Origin of the sequence: Bacillus sp. AF23 (genome assembly GCF_020861455.1) — a bacterium.
Lineage (GTDB): Bacteria > Bacillota > Bacilli > Bacillales > Bacillaceae > Bacillus > Bacillus halotolerans.
Genome location: NZ_JAJHVY010000023.1, coordinates 1 through 18,723, shown reverse-complemented (window position 1 = coordinate 18,723; position 18,723 = coordinate 1). Strand labels below are relative to the sequence as shown.

Sequence of the window (18,723 nt, the reverse complement as noted above, 5' to 3'; positions counted from 1 at the left end):
GCCCATTAATAAGATTCTATGATGATTGACTAACGAATAATGGGGGTTAGACATGTTTATCCATATCGTCCGGCCGGGTGATTCTTTGTTTTCCATAGGCAGAAGATACGGTGCTTCTGTTGATCAAATACGGGGTGTGAATGGTTTAGAAGAAACGAATATTGTGCCGGGGCAGGCTCTGCTCATCCCTCTTTATGTATATACAGTACAGCCGGGAGACACGCTCGGAGCTATTGCGGCAAAAGCGTTTGTTCCGGCAGAACGGCTAAGAGCCGCAAATCCAGCTATAAATCCAAATGCCTTGCAAGCAGGAATGAGACTGACGATTCCTAATATCTCAAACTATATTGCGGGAACGTTAAGCTTTTACGTGCTCCGCAATCCGGAGCTAGATCGTGATTTAATCAATGATTACGCCCCGTATTCGTCTTCGATTTCCATTTTCGAATACCATATTGCGCCTAATGGCGACATTGCGAATCAATTGAATGACGCAGCCGCTATTGAAACCACATGGAGAAGACGGGTGACGCCGCTTGCTACAATAACAAATCTGACCTCAGCAGGCTTCAGCACGGAACTTGTACACCAAGTGTTAAACAATCCAACTGCGAGAACCAATCTGGTTAACAATATTTATAACTTGGTATCCACAAGGGGATATGGCGGCGTGACGATCGATTTTGAACAAGTGAGCGCCGCTGATCGGGATCTGTTCACAGGATTTTTGCGTCAGCTGAGAGATCGTCTGCAGCCGGGAGGGTATGTGCTGACCATAGCGGTTCCGGCAAAAACAAGCGATGATATTCCGTGGCTGAGGGGCTATGATTACGGAGGGATCGGAGCGGTTGTCAATTATATGTTTATCATGGCGTATGACTGGCATCATGCGGGAAGCGAGCCGGGGCCTGTTGCGCCGATTACTGAAATAAGAAGAACAATTGAATTTGCGATTGCCCAGGTGCCGCGGAGAAAAATCATCATCGGAGTCCCGCTCTACGGCTACAATTGGATCATCCCTTACCAGCCGGGAACAGTGGCTTCAGCTATCTCAAATCAAAAATCAATTGAAACAGCGATGAGGTACCAAGCACCCATTCAATATTCAAACGAATATCAATCGCCTTTTTTTCGCTACAGAGATGAGCAGGGGCGGACGCATGAGGTATGGTTTGAAGATGTCAGGAGCATGAGCCAAAAGATGCTGATCGTCCGCGAGTATGGATTACAAGCAATAGGCGCCTGGCAGTTAACACTCGGATTCACACCAGCACCGTGGCTTCTGCGGAAATTTTTTACGATCAGAAAGGTTTAAGGGCACCGGTTCGGTGTCTTTTTAGTGATGTTTTAAGCGGCTGCTGAATGCTTTTACCGTCTCAGCTGCCCTGCGTTGTTTCTCGCATCGTGCATTATCTCTAAGCTGCTTCGTTACAATCAGATGATAATGGTTCACGGCGTTGAAAATAAGAAGCAGATAAATGCCATTCTCATACAAAGGAGGATATAGGCGTATTTTTTTGACTGCGGTGCTTCGAGCAGCCCTGAGTTCCCGGAAAAGTGTCATTTCACTGGCTGGCAGCGCTGGTGATATCCTTTATCTAACCGATTGATAGCTGGAAAACCGCATCAGCCTAAAGCGGCAGAATAATTCGATCATTTGTCACTTGCATGGCGTCAGTCTCCCCCATTATGATCGATAGTGAGAACGATCATCAGTCTAATCAGGCACAAATTGCATATCATCTTATGAACGCTTACGGAATATGAGTGAGAGGAAGTTGTCAGAATGAAAAAAGTATTGATCCTGAATTTCCCAGCAGAAGGCCATGTGAATCCTACATTAGGCATTACGAAAGCCTTTGCCGATCGAGGATATGATGTCCACTATATATCCACTGAAAAATATAAAGAAAGATTAGAAGCGGTGGGAGCGACTGTCCATCTTCATCAGGATTTGCTGAGAACAACACCTATTCAAGTCGCTTCGCCAAACGGCATTCTTGATTTCTTGAAAATACATATCAAAACCTCACTGGACATTTTACATGTCGTAAAAGAGTTGTCAAAAAGCATTCAGTTTGACTTTGTTTATTATGATAAATTCGGTGCGGGAGAGCTGGTCAGAGACTATCTCAACATCCCGGGCATCTCTTCATCTGCTTCCTTCTTATTCGATGAAGAGCATTTAAAGATATTGCCGCTGCATCCGGATTCAGAAGTGCCTTTACAATTGGATCAAGAGTGTGAAGATCTGCTGGCAGAGATGAAAGAAACATACGGCGTATCCCCGAAAAACTTGGTTCAATTCATGAACAATAAAGGCGAACTGAATGTCGTATATACAAGCCGTTATTTTCAGCCCGAAAGCGATCGTTTTGGGGATGAATGCCTGTTTATCGGACCAAGCTTTCCAAAAAGAGCAGCCAAAACGGATTTTCCTGTTGAACAGCTAAAAGATGAAAAGGTCATCTATATTTCAATGGGTACGGTACTGGACAAAACAGAAGAATTCTTCAACCTTTGTATTGACGCTTTTTCTAATTTTGCTGGAATAGTCGTTATTGCAGCGGGAGAAAAAGCAGATCTCACAAAATTAAAACAGGCACCGGAAAACTTTATCATTGCCCCGTATGTGCCTCAGCTGGAAGTGCTGGAACACTCAGACGTTTTCATTACACACGGCGGCATGAATAGCGTCAATGAAGGCATTCATTTTAACGTGCCTTTGGTTGTAATGCCTCATGACAAGGATCAGCCAATGGTAGCGCAGCGTCTCTCTGAACTCCAAGCGGGCTATACGATCTCTAAGGATGAAGTAAATGCGCAGTTATTGAAACAGGGGATAGAGGAAGTTTTACAAAACGATCAATATTTGGAGGGCATTAAAAGAATCAATCAAAGCTTTCAAGAGTGTATGGACATGGACGAAGTGATGGAGCGAATTGATCAGCTGATTCATCAGAAAACCAAATAGAAAAAGTGTATAAAGAAAACCGCTGTGTTGAATAGCGGTTTTTTTCATATCTATCCGTAGACAAAACCTCCTGTACGATGTGCAGGAGGCAATGATTAAAATGCAATTTTGATCTTTTGTGAATCACTGATCTTCTTATGGTTTTGGTCAAAAACGTCACTTGTTGTGATTTCAATCCATTTGATCTCTTTTTTCTTCTTCTCAGCTGATGGTTGATCATGAGCATGTCCGTTTGCTGCGTTTACAATAAAGCCGAGATTGCCGGATTTTTCGGCGCCGCCTTCTAATTCACCATTCAACTCTTCGAGGTACATATCTTTGTTCCAATCAAAGGTTTCACCTGTATTTGTTTTCATCAATGCAATCGGGGCAAAATTCACTTTCTCGGAAGATGTGTTTTTGATATCAACGAAAACTTTAACGAAATCAAACTCTTCATCGTGTGTTAATACATGAAAATAATCAATCATGCTGTAATCCGGACGTAAGTGGATCAGCTTCATTTCTTTTACTGTTAACTCTACGTTTCCAATCTTATAAGTTTGATTGACTTGTTTGATATCTTTTAAGACGGCTTCTCCTTTGTCATCAGAAAACGTTTGATTTACCTTAAGCAATGACCGGTCATCTGTTACCTGTGCATTAGGCTGATACTCATCTATACTGTCCTTTTGAGACGAAGTGCTTTGCGGTACGGCTTTAGCTGTTTGCTCTCCGGCTGTATTTTGTTTTTCAGAATCGGCGTTTGATGAACAGCCCGCAAGCATGACGATAAAAAATAAAATCGATAGAATCTTTTTCATCATGAGTCCTCCATTAAAAAGAGAGCCCGTTCCTTATACAAGCAACGGGACACCTTGTATTCTCCTACTTATCTTTAATCTTAATGTTGTATTGTAAAGCGTCGAAAACATTTTTGGCGATTTCAGTATTATCGATTTGGCCGGAAAACTTCTCATTGGACGGTCCGTACGCATAGACAGGAACATCCTCGCCGGTATGTCCGCCTGTTGTCCATCCTGTGTGGGAGCGTTTATTGAAAATCTCCTCAATCGCATTATCGATATCAAGGACTTCCTTCGATTTTGCCGCTTTTTCAACAGATTGAATTTCAGATGCTGTTAAAGCTAATTTCTTTTGATCAATATACGTTTTTAATGTTTTTTCAACATCTGCGCCGCCGGCGATTTTTTCTGCCATAAAGTCAGGCGTGCGTTTTGCCGCTTTAATTGGCTCACTGAACCAGTTGTAAATGCCGTCCGCACCGATGGAGTACCCGCCGGTTGAGTGGTCAGCCGTTGCGACAACCAATGTATGCTTGTCTTTTTTAGCGAAATCGATCGCTGCCTTGTAGGCTTGTTCAAAGTCTTCCATCTCACTCATGGCGCCGACAATATCATTGTCATGCCCCGCCCAGTCAATCTGGCTTCCTTCAACCATGAGGAAGAAACCGTCTTTGTCCTTGCTTAATTTTTTGAGAGCTGTGTTTGTCATGTCTTTTAATGAAGGAATATCCTTCGTGCGGTCGATCTTTTTAGGCAGGCCGCCGTCAGCGAATAGGCCGAGAACTTGGCTGTCCTTGTTTTTCAGCATGTCCTTGCGGTTATCCACATAGCTGTATCCCGCTTTTTTGAATTCCTTTACCAAATTACGGTCCTTGCGGTCAAAATTGCTTTTTCCTCCGCCTAGAAGGACATCGATTTTGTGCTTGCCGTTGACCATTTCATCAAAATAATCGTCTGCAATAGAATTCATGTTTTTCCGGCTGTGATCATGTGAGCCGAAAGAAGCCGGAGTGGCGTGAGTAATCTCTGAAGTGGCGACAAGGCCGGTCGATTTTCCTTTTTCTTTTGCCGCTTCAAGAACTGTTTTGACCTCTGAACCGTCATTATCCACTGCAATTGCATTATTATATGTTTTAACCCCAGCTGACATAGCCGTTGCGGCAGAAGCAGAATCCGTTACATTTTGTTCAGGGTCTTCAGGGTAAGTCGTCTGCTGGCCGACAAGGAATTGGTCAAAAGCTGTAGGCTCAACAACCTTTGTCTTTTTATTATCCTTTAAGTAACGGTGAGCGGACGTATAAGACACACCCATCCCATCACCGATCAGGACGATGACATTCTTAATTTCGTTTTGATTCCCCTTTTTCTTTTCCTGGGCGCTGGCTTCAGGCACGCTGCCGCTGACTAGGCTGCTGAACGCAATAGATGATAACACCGCAATAGGCAGCAGCTTCTTCGGGAATTTTTTCAACTGAATAACCTCCTAAAAATATGATCCTCAATGACAAACCCATTATATTTTTAAAGTGTTAAGCTAGTATTAATCGATTTTAAAGATTGAGTTTACAAGATGACTAACTATGGTGGAAAAGGGAACTGTAAGAAGTTGATTATTGTTTATCAATTGGAAAGCAAAAAGGAATTTCAGACAGGTTCTTTCTATCTTTCTTCTTCCCTAGATTTTGTGTGAGCTGTTTTTAATTCAGAGAGGATTAATCAGATGTTTTCGATTAGCGCGGTTTCGAAAAGTATGGGATGATTCGTATACATTAAGTTATTACGAGAAAATCGTTTTTATACGGAAGGAGTCATTTCTGCAAAAAAAATAAAACTGGATTCCTATTATTGGTATTTGAAAGAGGAGGGGAGACAGCCAATGAGACGTTTGAAAGTGTACTCGGTGCAACTGACTTCCCCGATTTTTACAGGTACTGTCTTTGCCCTAGCTAAATATATTGTTGGCTATTTCTATCCAGCAACCACTATGGCTCGGGCCGGACTCCAGATTGTGAATCTTTAATGATGAAATAAAGTTTTTTCATCAAGCGAAAAAACGGTATCAAAATGTTGCTTACCCTGCTTCCATATCACTTCAACAGATGAGTCATGCCCATTAAGCTCCGTTTCATCTATGGGTGCCAAAAAAGAGACAGACTTCTCTTTTTGGCTTCCGTCACGGAAAACTGCCGCCGGAATAATCACTTATCGGTGTTTCTGTATGAGAATGGAGCAGCACCTCGTCATCTTTTTTCACAATGAGCGATTTCAAATATGTGTTGTCTGCTTTAGCTTGATCACTAATCCAATAAAGATTGCCGCTGTATTCATTTGGCGCATCTTCGTTCTTAGCAAAAACGTCTTCCCAATGTTTGTTCTTGCTTTCTCCTATGTAATTTGGGTATTCCAATCTGGCCTGATGAATGAATTGATATTCAAAATATATCACCGCAAAAAGCGCATAAAAAAAATAAGCGGGTATTTATAATGATGAGACATAAAAAACTCCTATCCTAAAACAATTTCCTTTGAAAAAAAGAATTTCATCCCGAATCAAAATCTCGTTTTCAGCTTTTTCGGGAATTTCCGGTTTGATCCGCCTTGTTTTTTCAACTGCGTTTTGCAACAATGCGGTGAATCAATAGCCCTTGCTTTTGGTAAAATGCCATCGTATGTATGTTATCATTTGTTGTGATGAGCTTTATCCGTTTACACAGCCATAGCTTGGCTGTTTCTTCAGCCTTTCTCAGCAATGTTATGCAATTCCTTTCTTTTCAATCAGACTATCCAATGAAAAAATATTGCAGTCTTTTCCATCTATAATGTATGTAATCAACCGATGATGTCCCCATTCTCATCTAAAGCATCATAACCGGCCAATTCAACACATTGAAATGTATAGCTGGACATTTTCATCTAGGCGTACCCAATGCGCGGCAAAGAAATCAGTCCTATTTGCTTAGCTAACTCTTTACTTTGGGATGATCTTCATCTTGACCTCTTTCTTTTGTTTACTAACAATATATACAAAAAATAGAAAGAAGAAAATAGATTTTGAGGTGACAGTATGGAAATAAACGATGTGCTTTACGGCAGGCATCAAATAGACGGAGTACTGGAAGAACTCATAAAAAGCGTACCCGTGCAAAGATTAAAAGGGGTTTATCAAGGCGGCGCCAGCTTTTTAGTCAATCCAAAGTGGAATGTGACCCGGTATGAGCACTCCATTGGCGTTATGCTTCTAATCAAAAGGCTGGGGGGAACCATAGAAGAGCAGATCGCGGGTCTTCTCCACGATGTGTCGCACACAGCATTTTCTCATGTAATCGATTTTGTATTTGAAAATGAAGCGGAAGATTATCATGAAAACATTTTTCAACAAGTCATTGACCAATCCGAGATCCCTGGCATTCTAAAAAAACACGGTTATGATGCCGACGATCTTTTATTAAATGATACAAGATGGACACTGCTCGAACAGCCCGCACCGGAGCTGTGTGCTGATCGCATAGACTACACGCTGCGAGACATGTATCAATATGGAAAGATCACGCTCCGCGAAGCAGAAATCTTTTTAGATCGCCTCATTGTGAGAAACGGAAGGGTGTTTCCAGATGGTATCGCAACAGCCGAATGGTTCGTGCGGGTGTATTACAAGGAAGTAATCGATTTCTTTATGAACCCAGTGAATGTATATGGATATGAATACTTAGCGCGAACGCTGAAGGCTGCGCTGCAGCACAATGTCATCGCCGCCGAAGATTTGCTGAAAACAGACCAAGAGGTGTTAGACATCCTGCATTCATCAGAAAATGAAGAAGTACGGAGACTGCTTGAAAAAATACATCCTCACATACAAGTAAAAGAGGATGACATTCATTACGATTTTCATCGAAAAAAGAAAATGCGTCTCATCGACCCTTCTGTTTTCCATCATAATGAATGGATCACATCCTCATCAGTATCTGAAAACATCAGAAAAATGGGAGAGGCCGCATATCAGAAAGCAAAAAAAGGCGTGTATGTCAAAGTAATCAAAAACTAACCGAAGCCGCGCCACCGCGGCTTTTATCCTCCGCGTTTTATTCTGCGGATCACGGGGAATAGGACAAACAGCAGTATATTTTATGAGAATATCAGCGCATTTACATACCGTTCGGGGGTATAGTATTATTGGAAAGATCATGTCTGACAGGCAGATGTGAAGGCCATTCTGTTTCTGCGGATTACATTCACACCAAAAAATGAAGCAAAGGAGAATGAACATGAAGATTTCGAAAAAGGCACTTGGAATTTTATTGATGTCACTTATTTTTGTTTTATCAGCATGCGGCAATAGCGATAGCAAAAAAGAAAGCACTCATGAAAGTCATTCGGACTCCGGCTCACACGAAGAAATGGATCATTCCGGATCTGCTGAAGTTCCAGAGGGATTAACAGAATCGAAACATCCTAAATATAAAATAGGCAGCCAGGTCATCATTAATGCTTCTCATATGAAAGGGATGAAGGGCGCCGAAGCAACAGTTACAGGCGCATTCGATACAACGGCATATGTTGTTTCTTATACACCGACAACCGGAGGACAGCGAGTTGATCATCACAAATGGGTGATTCAAGAAGAGATAAAAGATGCAGGAGATAAACCCCTCAACCCCGGAGATCAGGCGATCTTAGAGGCTTCTCACATGAAAGGCATGAAGGGAGCAACTGCTGAAATCGACTCTGCAGAAAAAACAACGGTATACATGGTGGACTATACATCGACAACAAGCGGAGAAAAAGTGAAAAATCATAAGTGGGTAACTGAAGACGAGCTTTCAGCTAAATAATGAAAAAATCCTCCCTTTACAAGGAGGATTTTTTTACGGTATGAACAGGTCTTGTTAAAGAAAATAAAGCAAACAGAACGGCGATCACAACAATCGATCCTCCGCACCAAGCTGTTGACACAACAGTCCCCGTCTGATCCAATACAACACCGCCAATGGCTGAACCAAGGGCAATCCCGATTTGCAGCGCAGACGTATTAAAGCTTTGCTGAATGTCAGACGTGTCCGGTGCAATCTCAATTAAATAGCTTTGCTGTGCGGGAGCCAGACTCCAGCTCAGCAATCCCCAAATGACCATAACAGGCAAAAAGAAAATCATAGACGACGTTGACAGCGGCAATAAGAACATAATGATGGCGAAGGAACCGGTCACCAGCAAGATGCTCTTAAAGGAACCGAGCCGGTCAGAAAGCGCTCCTCCAAAAGGACCTCCGCACACGGCAGATATTCCGAAAAGGAAATAGCAAATGCTGACCCAGAAAGAGCTTAGATGGAGAGTCGTCTCTAAAAACGGGGCAAAATAAGCATATAAAGTGTAGTGCCCCGCTAATGTAAACATCGTCACAAGATGCGAGCTGGCGATTTTTGCATTGGCAATTGTCTTGATTTGATCCCGGAATGGAATCATTTTCTCCGTCGGTATCTTCTCAAAAAAGATCGAAATAATCAGCATAGAGACAAGCGCCAGAAGCCCGATGCCAAGGAACAAAATGCGCCATCCGAAGGAATTGCTGATCAATATTCCAAGCGGCACACCTAATGCGATGGCAGAACTGAATCCCATAAAAATGATGCCGATTGCACGGGCTCTGTATTCAGGCGCCACAATTTTCGGCGCAATTGTCAAGGAAAGCACAACAATCAGCCCCGTGCTCATCGCCGCCAATACCCTTGATACCATCAGCATCGCAAAATTAGGGCTGAAATAGGCAACAAGGTTACTTAAAAAGAAAACAAATAACGCAATTAAATATAAACGCTTCCGTTCAACCTTCGCGGTCATTGCCAAAAGCAGCGGCCCTGAAACAGCATATCCCAGTGCAAACACACTGATCAGCTGTCCGGCCGAAACAATGGAAATGTGTAAATCATTTGCGATTTGAGGAAGAATCCCACCCACAATTAACTCAACCAATCCGACTGCAATTGTAGAAGCTGCAAGCAGAAAAACTTTAAAATTCATAACAAACTCCTTTACATAAATTTTTTGACAAATAAAAAAATCCTGATTACAAAAAAAGTGATACACAATTTTTGTAATCAGGATTTTACGGTTCCTGGTAGACACCCTCAATCCATATTATTGAGGTTATACAAGTAAAAATAGCTATTTAATTGATTTAGTTTCCGAGGATGAGTTTAACATATTGTGAGCGAATCTTCCATAGAAAAATTTGATAAATAGTTGAACTGAAAAATATGAATATATTTATCTTTATAAAAGTATAGACAATTAAAATTAATTGACTATAATAAATTTTGTAAGCGTTTTAAATAAAAGAGGGGGGTCATCCATTGAAGAAAATTTTACTGGCGTGCAGTTCGGGAATGTCCACCAGTTTGCTGGTGACAAAAATGAAAGAATACGCGCAATCCATCGGAGAGGAAGCGGAGATCTGGGCAGTCGGCCAGGATAAAGCGAAAGAAGATATGCAAAAGGCAGATGCGGTTTTAATCGGCCCGCAAATGAGCTTTCTGAAAAGCGAACTGCAAAAAGAAGCCGACCAATACAACATTCGGGTTGAGGTCATTGACATGATGGCTTACGGAATGGCTGATGGCAAAAAAGCTTATGAACAGGCTTTGTCATTAATGGGGCAACAATGATGGAGCAGATAAAAATCACCGATTTAACAGACGAACAAATCAGCTTTCAGCTTATTCTCCACAGCGGCAATGCCCGCAGCTGCATCATTCAATCACTGCGCGCCTACAAGGAAGGAAACAGGGGGGAGGCAGATGCCCTTATTGCCCAGGCTGAGGATGCTCTATCTGCAGCCCATGACATTCACTTTCAAATGATACAGAAAGAATCAAGCGGCGAGGCAGCCAATTTCTCATTGCTGCTTATGCACGCGGAAGATCACCTGATGTCAACATTGACTATGAAAGAATTGGTAAAAGAGCTGCTTGGCATCTTTAAAACAAAGAATATATAAAAATCGGGGTGGATAGGGTGTTCGAGAAAATCAGCCAGTTCCTTGTTCCAATTGCAGGGAGGTTAAATAATAACCGTTATTTGCAGGTGTTGCGCGATGCGTTTATGCTGGCCTTCCCGCTTACGATATTCGGGTCCATTTTTGTGGTGTTAACGAACCTGCCGTTTTTAAGTAAATTCATGAATGCTTCAATGCTCACATCGTTTCAGTCCAATTTTGGCATTGCGTCTACGGCGACCATGGGGATTATGTCTGTCTTCGTCGTGTTTGGTATAGGCTATTATCTCTCAAAAAGCTATCAGGTCGAAGCCGTGTTTGGCGGTGCGATCGCTTTGGTTTCCTTTTTGCTGCTGACGCCTTTTATCGTTCAGCCGGAAACAGGAGATGCCATAACCGGAGTCATTCCGGTAGACCGCCTCGGTGCCAAAGGAATGTTTCTGGGTATGATCACGGCATTTCTTTCTGGTGAAATCTACAGAAGAATCGTTCAAAAAAACCTGACGATCAAAATGCCTGCCGGGGTTCCGCCGGCTGTAGCAAAATCATTTGCCGCACTTATTCCGGCTTTTATCACATTGACTGTGTTTTTGCTGATTAACGTTCTGGTCACTCAGCTTTTCAAAACCAACATGCATGATGTCATTTATCATGCGATTCAGGCTCCGCTTGTCGGACTTGGAAGCGGTATCATTCCGACGCTGATTGCCGTGTTTTTCATTCAAATTCTTTGGTTTTTCGGATTGCATGGGCAAATCATTATCAACTCTGTGATGGACCCGATCTGGAATACACTGCAGGTGGAAAACCTGTCAGCCTACACAGCGGGGAAAGAAGTGCCGCACATCATCTCAAAACCGTTTATGGAGATTTATACAGTGGGGATGGGCGGAACCGGGATGACGCTGGCAATTGTATTTACGATTCTTATATTCATGAAAAGCAGGCAGATGAAGCAAGTATCAAAACTCGGCCTTGCTCCAGGGATTTTTAACGTAAACGAACCGATTATCTTCGGACTGCCGATTGTGATGAATCCGATCATCCTTGTGCCTTGGGTTTTGGCGCCGATGGTTGTCACACTCGTTACCTATCTGGCTATGTCCGCCGGGCTTGTTCCGCCTCCAACAGGTGTCACGGTCCCATGGACGGTCCCGCTATTTATTAATGGCATCATGGCGACAAACTCAATCATGGGCGGCGTGATGCAGCTTGTCAATCTGATGATTGTCTTTGTGATATGGTTCCCGTTCCTGAAAGCAATGGATAAATTACATTTGGCGAAAGAAAAGGAACAGGCTGTTCAGGAAACAGCACAGCAAAATGATAACAGCATCAAAATGTGACAGAAGGAGAGAGAGAACTTGACTCAAACAAAACAGTATCGTTTTCCGAAAGATTTTTGGTGGGGATCATCCGCTTCAGCGACACAAACGGAGGGTGCCTCCGATCGAGACGGAAAAGGGAAGAATATTTGGGATTACTGGTTTGAAAAAGAGCCTCATCGCTTTTTTGATCATGTAGGGCCTGCATCCACATCGCAATTTTACGATCACTATAAAGACGATATCAGGCTGATGAAGGAGCTTGGCCACAACTCGTTCCGCATGTCGATTTCATGGTCGCGGTTAATACCGGGCGGAACAGGCGAGATCAACCCTAAAGCCGCGGACTTTTATAACAGCGTCATTGATGAGTTTACGGCTAACGGAATAGAGCCTTTTGTCAATTTGTTTCATTTCGATATGCCAATGGAACTTCAAAAACTCGGTGGCTGGGCAAACAGAGAAACGGTGGACGCTTATGAAAACTATGCAAGAACTTGTTTTCGTTTGTTTGGCGATCGGGTGAAAAAATGGTTCACCCATAACGAGCCGATCGTGCCGGTAGAAGGCGGATATTTATATGATTTTCATTATCCGAACAAGGTAGATTTTAAAGAAGCCGTTCAAGTCGGGTTTCACACGTTGTTATCAAGCGCCCGCGCCATTCAGGCTTACAGAGAGATGAAGCAGGATGGAAAAATCGGCATCATCTTAAATTTGACGCCATCCTATCCGAGAAGCAGCCACCCGGCGGATGTAAAAGCGGGAGAAATAGCAGATGCGTTCTTTAACCGATCTTTTTTAGACCCTTCTGTAAAAGGCGAGTTTCCAAAAGAACTCATACACATTTTAAAAACTGAAGGCTTTATGCCTGAATACGAGAAAGAGGATCTTGAGCTCATTAAACAGCATACGGTTGACTTATTAGGTGTCAATTATTATCAGCCGAGACGTGTAAAAGCAAAAGAGCACCTGCCAAATCCGGATGCGCCGTTTTTGCCTGACAGGTATTTCGATCCTTACGTCATGCCGGGCCGCAAAATGAATCCTCATCGAGGATGGGAGATTTACGAAAAGGGCGTTTATGATATCCTGATCAATCTAAAAGAAAATTACGGGAATATCGAGTGCTTTATTTCTGAAAACGGCATGGGGGTTGAAGGGGAAGAGCGTTTCAGAGACGAACAGGGCATGATTCAAGATGACTACCGAATTGAATTTATCAAAGAGCACTTAAAATGGATTCACCGCGCTATACAGGAAGGATCAAACGCAAAAGGCTATCACTTATGGACGTTTATGGACAATTGGTCATGGACAAACGCTTATAAAAACCGATACGGATTTGTTTCAGTCAATCTGGAGAAAGACGGAGAAAGAACTGTCAAAAAGAGCGGAAAATGGTTCAAAGAGGTTGCTGAGAAAAATGGTTTTTAGGTTGCTATAGCTAAAAGGTCTTCCGGCGGTCAAGATTCCTAACAGAGACAACAAATAGCCATAACATTGATGAAACAGGAAAAAGAACTTATGATATCCGTAAAGAAGTTTATTCGATATCGAAATTTTTACAGCTGCCGGAGGATACCAATGAATAAATACGAAATCATTGCAAATGAAATGAGAAAACGAATCAAAAATAACGTATATCCCATCGATCAGCCGATTCCCGATGAAGTATCTCTTGCAAAAGAGTTCAATTCAAGCCGCATGACGATGAAAAGAGCTCTTGATAATTTAGTTGCTGAAGGACTGTTATTCAGAAAACGCGGTCACGGAACCTTTATCATTCAATCTGCGATACAGGATGATCATGTCCATGTCGTCAGCAATGAAATCCTCGGTCTGACCAATTTGTTAAAAGACAAAAAAATCAAAAGCAAAGTCATTCAGTTCGAGGTGCAATTTCCCACTGAGGAAGTGGCTGCTCATTTATCAATTGATCAGAAAACGCCGGTTTATTATGTTGTACGGCTGCGAATTGTGGAAGGCGAGCCATATGTATTGGAAAAAACATATATGCCGACACACTTAATACCCGGCATTAATGATGAGGTGCTGCACCACTCTATTTATGAACACATTACAAACGGGCTCCAGCTAAAGATTGCCGGAACGCACCGGAAAATCAGAGCCTGTAAATCTGATGAGATGGATCAGCAGCATCTGGGCTGCAAACAGGATGATCCCATTCTTGAAGTTGAGCACGTGGGCTTTTTAGATAACGGAATTCCATTTGAATATTCCTTTTCACGTCATCGGCATGACAAATTTGTCGTCACTTCGGTAAACGTAAGGCGCTGATCGCGGAGATAACAAGGAGGCCATCTGCATGCTTGGCGGTATTGAAGCAGGCGGCACAAAATTTGTATGTGCCGTCGGAACAGAAGATGGAACGATCATTGACAGAATAGAGATACCAACAGCGATGCCGGATGAAACGATAGAGAAAGTCATTCAATATTTTCGCCAATTCTCGCTACAGGCAATCGGCATCGGGTCCTTTGGTCCCGTTGATACAGATGTAAACAGTAAAACATATGGAACCATTACTGCCACGCCTAAACCAGGCTGGAGGCACTATCCATTTTTGAAAACGATAAAAGAAGAAATGAATATTCCTGCTGGATTCAGTACGGATGTGAACGCTGCGGCGCTCGGTGAATCTCTTTTCGGCGCAGCTAAAGGCTTCGACAGCTGCTTATATATCACGATCGGCACTGGCATTGGTGCAGGCGCGATTATAGAAGGGCGGCTTCTGCAAGGATTATCACATCCTGAAATGGGCCATATCTATATTCGCCGCCATCCGGATGACATGTATCAAGGAAAGTGTCCCTATCATAAGGATTGCTTCGAGGGTTTGGCTTCCGGTCCTGCTATAGAGTCACGATGGGGAAAAAAGGCCGCAGATTTATCACATGTTAATGAGGTCTGGGAACTTGAAGGATATTACATTGCGCAGGCGCTGGCACAATATATCCTTATCCTGGCACCAAAAAAAATTATTCTTGGCGGCGGCGTCATGAATCAGAGTCAGCTGTTCCCTTATATCTATCAATATGTACCTAAAATAATGAACAGCTACTTGAATTTTTCTGAATTATCAGAAAGTATAAATGAGTATATTGTATCTCCCCGTTTAGGCAGAAATGCCGGAATCATCGGAACGTTTGTTTTAGCCGATCAGGCATTAAAAGCAGAAGAAGCATCCGGGGAGGTTCCATCATGAAGCATCCTTTATTTTTAGAGCCGATTTTTAAAGAAAGGATATGGGGCGGCACAGCGCTTCGTGATAGATTCGGCTACAGCATCCCTTCAGAAAAAACGGGTGAATGCTGGGCTGTCTCGGCCCATGCCAATGGATCATCGACTGTTCAAAATGGCCGGTTGGCAGGAAAAACACTAGATCAAGTGTGGAAAGAATGCCCGGAGTTTTTCGGCTTTCCGCAAAGAAGCGTGTTTCCGTTACTGGTGAAAGTACTTGATGCCAACATGGACCTCTCCGTACAAGTGCATCCTGATGACCATTATGCCATCGTGCACGAAAACGGAGACCTCGGAAAAACAGAGTGCTGGTATATTATTGATTGCCAAGAAGGCGCGGAACTGATTTTGGGACATCATGCAAGCACGAAGGAAGAACTCAAACAGCTTATAGAAAGCGGTGATTGGAACGGACTGCTTAGGCGCATCAACATAAAGCCGGGAGATTTCTTTTATGTTCCAAGCGGCACGCTGCATGCATTGTGTGAGGGCACCCTCGTCCTTGAAATTCAGCAAAATTCTGATACCACATATCGAGTATACGATTATGATCGCTGTAATGACCATGGCCAAAAAAGGGATCTCCATATAGAAAAAGCGATGGAAGTCGTAAACATACCGCATGCGGATTCTGAACCAATACCAGCGATAAAAGAAATGAAGGATGCCGTGATTACGTCTTATGTTCAGTCAGATTATTTCTCAGTTTACAAATGGAATGTCAGCGGCAAGCCGGTTTTTCCTTCTCCTCAAACCTATTTGCTGTGCAGTGTTGTCGAAGGCTCAGGGATAATAGAAAACAACGGTGTGCAGTATGAATGCAATAAAGGCTCACACTTTATTTTGCCTGCCCATTTTGGCGAGTTTTCAATAGAAGGAACTTGCGAGCTGATCATATCTCATCCTTAATAAGAACGGAGGAATTTCTGTGTTAAAGAAACCTATCATCTGTTTGTTCATCGTATTTTTATTTGCGTCTGCCGTTTTGGCTGAGCCGATCCAAGCACATACTGTGTCACCTGTTAATTCTAAAGCACAGCAGACAACAAAAGATGTGATGAATTGGCTCGCCCACCTGCCGAATCGTTCTGAAAACAGAGTCCTTTCCGGTGCGTTTGGCGGTTACAGTCATGACACATTCTCCATGGCCGAAGCAGAAAGAATCCGAAGCTCAGCCGGACAATCACCTGCCATTTACGGCTGTGATTACGCTAGGGGATGGCTTGAAACCTCAAACATTGAAGAGTCTATAGACGTAAGCTGCAACAGTGATTTAATTTCGTATTGGAAAAGCGGAGGGATTCCGCAGATCAGTCTGCATCTAGCGAATCCTGCTTATCAGTCAGGACACTATAAAACACCGATTACCAACGATCAGTATAAAAAACTGTTAGACTCTTCTACAACAGAGGGGAAGCGGCTGAACGCCATGCTCAGCAAAATTGCTGACGGGCTTCAAGAGCTGGAAAACCAAGGCGTGCCCGTTCTGTTCAGGCCGCTGCATGAGATGAACGGCGAGTGGTTTTGGTGGGGGCTTACATCATATAATCAAAAGGATGATGAAAGAATCTACTTATATAAACAGCTCTACATCAAAATCTATCATTATATGACTGACGAAAGAGGATTGGATCATTTATTGTGGGTTTACTCTCCCGACGCTAATCGAGATTTTAAAACCGATTTTTACCCTGGAGCTTCATACGTAGATATAGTTGGGTTAGATGCATACTTTCAAGATCCATATTCGATAAGCGGATACGACCAGCTGACAGCACTTAATAAACCATTTGCCTTCACAGAAGTTGGTCCGCAAACAGCAAACGGCAGCTTTGATTACAGTCTGTTTATGAGTGCGATAAAACAAAAATATCCTAAAACGACTTATTTTCTGGCATGGAATGATGAATGGAGTCCGGCTGTGAACAAAGGCGCTTCATCTCTCTACAATGATAACTGGACATTAAATAAGGGAGAAGTGTGGAACGGTAATACATTAACACCTATAGTTGAATAAAAAAGGTTCTCAAGGATATCCTTGAGAACCTTTTGATCATCAGGCGTTCATATCCCCTAAGCCGGGACTATGTTCATTCGGCATTTCCGGAAGAAACGGAACAGGAAATCCAGCCGGAGGTTCAGTTACTTGCAGCTCGCCGCCATTTCTGCTTGGAGATTTTCCTTGAAAGATCTCTGCAATTCTTGTTTCATCTAATCTGAAGTTAAACTGTACATTATGGTAGCCTAATTCAACATACTTTCTGCACTCTGGATATTTATTAATGTCGTAATTCGGAACTGGTAAAAGCTTAGCCCAGTCAACACCTAAAGTCTCAAGCGCTTTAGCGAAAGCATTTTGATGAGCATTGTCACGAACAATAAGAAAAGCGAGTGTTTCCCGGAACGTCTGATTAGAGCTCATTTCATAGATTCTTGTTTTTTGGAGAACACCAGTAGACTCAAGCAACAAGTTATCCAACAGGTCAGTGATTAAGTTTCCGTGATTATACACCCACGACGCGTTCCAAGGATTGCCGCCCGCATCAACCGGGAGTGAACTCTGTGCGCCAATAATGTAATGATGAGGGTTAGCATGTTTAACTGCTTCATCAAGGGGGGCGTGATCTATACCCTGGCTGCCGACTCCAGCACCGCCTGATTCATCTAATAAAGCATTGATTGTATTTTGCACAAGCTCTACATGGGCAATTTCTTCTAAGAAGATGCCGCGCAGCAAATCACGATATTGTTTCTGCTTTCCTCTGAAATTGGAGCTTTGAAAGAAATATTGCATCATTGTACGCATTTCCCCATAATGTCCGCCTAATATTTCCTGCAGTACTTTAGCTGCGGCCGGATCTGGCTTATCGGGTTTAATGATATTGATTAGTTCTTCTTTGTAGTAAAACATAACACGCCTCTTTTCTTATTTATTTTGTTTTTTATATCATCTGTACAATTAGATAAACTATACGGACTAACCAATAGCTGAAAAGAAAATGAGAAAAATGAAACAAAAGTATAGAAAAGTATTGACCGATAAAAAAACACATGGTACATTATTAAACGTCGCTGATGAACAGCGCAGAACAAAATGAAAAATAAAAAAGTTTTTCGAAGGTGTTTACAAACACTTCAGAATGTGTATAATAGATAAAGTCGAATCAAAAAGATTTGAAAAAACATTCAAAAAAAACTTCTTGACTTTAACATCAATTAATAGTATGATAGTTAAGTCGCTCGATAAGCGCCCGTAGCTCAATTGGATAGAGCGTTTGACTACGGATCAAAAGGTTAGGGGTTCGACTCCTCTCGGGCGCGCCAATATAATATACATGCGGGTGTAGTTTAGTGGTAAAACCTCAGCCTTCCAAGCTGATGTCGTGAGTT

16 protein-coding genes, 1 tRNA gene, 2 pseudogenes and 1 riboswitch are annotated in these 18,723 nt (G+C 42.6%); of the genes and pseudogenes, 13 read left to right on the top strand and 6 right to left on the bottom strand.

Going from position 1 to position 18,723, the window contains the following annotated elements:
- Positions 1-52 precede the first annotated feature (52 nt).
- Positions 53-1,315 carry a glycoside hydrolase family 18 protein gene (locus LNN34_RS13365; RefSeq protein WP_069487562.1) on the top strand — a complete coding sequence of 421 codons (1,263 nt, stop codon included), beginning with the start codon at positions 53-55 and terminating at the stop codon, positions 1,313-1,315.
- Positions 1,316-1,786: 471 nt separating this feature from the next.
- Complete coding sequence (locus tag LNN34_RS13360; protein WP_059291859.1) at positions 1,787-2,974, top strand: macrolide family glycosyltransferase; 1,188 nt, start codon at positions 1,787-1,789, stop codon at positions 2,972-2,974.
- Between the two features lie 95 nt (positions 2,975-3,069).
- Here LNN34_RS13360 and LNN34_RS13355 read toward each other — a convergent pair whose 3' ends face one another.
- The 4 genes and pseudogenes from LNN34_RS13355 to LNN34_RS13340 all read right to left on the bottom strand — a co-directional run.
- Entirely contained in the window at positions 3,070-3,777 is a 708-nt protein-coding gene (locus tag LNN34_RS13355; protein WP_069487564.1) for a membrane lipoprotein lipid attachment site-containing protein, read from the bottom strand.
- A gap of 64 nt (positions 3,778-3,841) precedes the next feature.
- Positions 3,842-5,230 (bottom strand): alkaline phosphatase PhoB, encoded by a 1,389-nt coding sequence (phoB, locus tag LNN34_RS13350; protein ID WP_229043612.1) that lies wholly within the window; start codon positions 5,228-5,230, stop codon positions 3,842-3,844.
- Positions 5,231-5,775: 545 nt separating this feature from the next.
- A pseudogene (locus tag LNN34_RS22010) lies at positions 5,776-6,255 on the bottom strand (DUF4944 domain-containing protein).
- Positions 6,239-6,706: pseudogene (locus LNN34_RS13340) on the bottom strand (GNAT family N-acetyltransferase); the annotation flags it as partial. The pseudogenes LNN34_RS22010 and LNN34_RS13340, both read right to left, overlap by 17 nt.
- Positions 6,707-6,823: 117 nt before the next feature.
- Here LNN34_RS13340 and LNN34_RS13335 point away from each other — a divergent pair.
- Together LNN34_RS13335 and LNN34_RS13330 are read left to right on the top strand one after the other, a co-directional pair.
- The gene (locus LNN34_RS13335) at positions 6,824-7,801 is read left to right on the top strand and encodes an HD domain-containing protein (protein ID WP_044161585.1); all 978 of its coding nucleotides are present in this window, start codon (positions 6,824-6,826) and stop codon (positions 7,799-7,801) included.
- A 220-nt stretch (positions 7,802-8,021) separates the two neighbouring features.
- Complete coding sequence (locus LNN34_RS13330; protein WP_229043611.1) at positions 8,022-8,588, top strand: YdhK family protein; 567 nt, start codon at positions 8,022-8,024, stop codon at positions 8,586-8,588.
- 16 nt (positions 8,589-8,604) lie between these two features.
- Here LNN34_RS13330 and pbuE read toward each other — a convergent pair whose 3' ends face one another.
- Positions 8,605-9,771: a purine transporter PbuE gene (gene pbuE / locus LNN34_RS13325; RefSeq protein WP_105955092.1), complete on the bottom strand. Its 1,167-nt coding sequence runs from the start codon at positions 9,769-9,771 to the stop codon at positions 8,605-8,607.
- 54 nt (positions 9,772-9,825) lie between these two features.
- A riboswitch (purine riboswitch) is annotated at positions 9,826-9,925 on the bottom strand.
- A 178-nt stretch (positions 9,926-10,103) separates the two neighbouring features.
- Between pbuE and LNN34_RS13320 the strand changes: the two genes are divergently transcribed.
- The 8 genes from LNN34_RS13320 (at position 10,104) to LNN34_RS13285 (ending at position 17,350) form a co-directional block, all read left to right on the top strand.
- Complete coding sequence (locus LNN34_RS13320; protein WP_024120394.1) at positions 10,104-10,415, top strand: PTS sugar transporter subunit IIB; 312 nt, start codon at positions 10,104-10,106, stop codon at positions 10,413-10,415.
- Complete coding sequence (locus LNN34_RS13315) at positions 10,415-10,747, top strand: PTS lactose/cellobiose transporter subunit IIA (protein WP_024120395.1); 333 nt, start codon at positions 10,415-10,417, stop codon at positions 10,745-10,747. The genes LNN34_RS13320 and LNN34_RS13315 overlap by 1 nt, the downstream gene beginning before the upstream one ends.
- Before the next feature lie 17 nt (positions 10,748-10,764).
- Positions 10,765-12,090 (top strand): PTS cellobiose transporter subunit IIC, encoded by a 1,326-nt coding sequence (celB, locus tag LNN34_RS13310; RefSeq protein WP_229043610.1) that lies wholly within the window; start codon positions 10,765-10,767, stop codon positions 12,088-12,090.
- Positions 12,091-12,108: 18 nt separating this feature from the next.
- Entirely contained in the window at positions 12,109-13,506 is a 1,398-nt protein-coding gene (locus LNN34_RS13305) for a glycoside hydrolase family 1 protein (RefSeq protein WP_229043609.1), read from the top strand.
- Between the two features lie 150 nt (positions 13,507-13,656).
- Positions 13,657-14,370 carry a transcriptional regulator GmuR gene (gmuR, locus tag LNN34_RS13300; RefSeq protein WP_044161575.1) on the top strand — a complete coding sequence of 238 codons (714 nt, stop codon included), beginning with the start codon at positions 13,657-13,659 and terminating at the stop codon, positions 14,368-14,370.
- A gap of 28 nt (positions 14,371-14,398) precedes the next feature.
- Positions 14,399-15,298 (top strand): ROK family protein, encoded by a 900-nt coding sequence (locus LNN34_RS13295; protein ID WP_106295877.1) that lies wholly within the window; start codon positions 14,399-14,401, stop codon positions 15,296-15,298.
- The gene (manA, locus tag LNN34_RS13290) at positions 15,295-16,242 is read left to right on the top strand and encodes a mannose-6-phosphate isomerase, class I (RefSeq protein ID WP_044161571.1); all 948 of its coding nucleotides are present in this window, start codon (positions 15,295-15,297) and stop codon (positions 16,240-16,242) included. The genes LNN34_RS13295 and manA overlap by 4 nt, the downstream gene beginning before the upstream one ends.
- A 19-nt stretch (positions 16,243-16,261) precedes the next feature.
- On the top strand, positions 16,262-17,350 hold the full coding sequence (locus tag LNN34_RS13285; RefSeq protein ID WP_229043608.1) for a glycoside hydrolase family 26 protein: 1,089 nt from the start codon (positions 16,262-16,264) through the stop codon (positions 17,348-17,350).
- 39 nt (positions 17,351-17,389) lie between these two features.
- Here LNN34_RS13285 and LNN34_RS13280 read toward each other — a convergent pair whose 3' ends face one another.
- The gene (locus tag LNN34_RS13280; RefSeq protein WP_059291851.1) at positions 17,390-18,244 is read right to left on the bottom strand and encodes a manganese catalase family protein; all 855 of its coding nucleotides are present in this window, start codon (positions 18,242-18,244) and stop codon (positions 17,390-17,392) included.
- Between the two features lie 336 nt (positions 18,245-18,580).
- Between LNN34_RS13280 and LNN34_RS13275 the strand changes: the two genes are divergently transcribed.
- Positions 18,581-18,657 (top strand) — tRNA-Arg (locus tag LNN34_RS13275).
- Positions 18,658-18,723 lie beyond the last annotated feature (66 nt).

Excerpts from the sequence above, each read along its gene's own strand:
- LNN34_RS13365 (WP_069487562.1), top strand. The coding sequence starts at position 53 with ATGTTTATCCATATCGTCCGGCCGGGTGATTCTTTGTTTTCCATAGGC.
- LNN34_RS13330 (WP_229043611.1), top strand. The coding sequence starts at position 8,022 with ATGAAGATTTCGAAAAAGGCACTTGGAATTTTATTGATGTCACTTATT.
- LNN34_RS13295 (WP_106295877.1), top strand. The coding sequence starts at position 14,399 with ATGCTTGGCGGTATTGAAGCAGGCGGCACAAAATTTGTATGTGCCGTC.
- LNN34_RS13355 (WP_069487564.1), bottom strand. The coding sequence starts at position 3,777 with ATGAAAAAGATTCTATCGATTTTATTTTTTATCGTCATGCTTGCGGGC.
- gmuR (WP_044161575.1), top strand. The coding sequence starts at position 13,657 with ATGAATAAATACGAAATCATTGCAAATGAAATGAGAAAACGAATCAAA.
- LNN34_RS13315 (WP_024120395.1), top strand. The coding sequence starts at position 10,415 with ATGGAGCAGATAAAAATCACCGATTTAACAGACGAACAAATCAGCTTT.
- LNN34_RS13335 (WP_044161585.1), top strand. The coding sequence starts at position 6,824 with ATGGAAATAAACGATGTGCTTTACGGCAGGCATCAAATAGACGGAGTA.
- manA (WP_044161571.1), top strand. The coding sequence starts at position 15,295 with ATGAAGCATCCTTTATTTTTAGAGCCGATTTTTAAAGAAAGGATATGG.
- pbuE (WP_105955092.1), bottom strand. The coding sequence starts at position 9,771 with ATGAATTTTAAAGTTTTTCTGCTTGCAGCTTCTACAATTGCAGTCGGA.
- LNN34_RS13280 (WP_059291851.1), bottom strand. The coding sequence starts at position 18,244 with ATGTTTTACTACAAAGAAGAACTAATCAATATCATTAAACCCGATAAG.
- LNN34_RS13360 (WP_059291859.1), top strand. The coding sequence starts at position 1,787 with ATGAAAAAAGTATTGATCCTGAATTTCCCAGCAGAAGGCCATGTGAAT.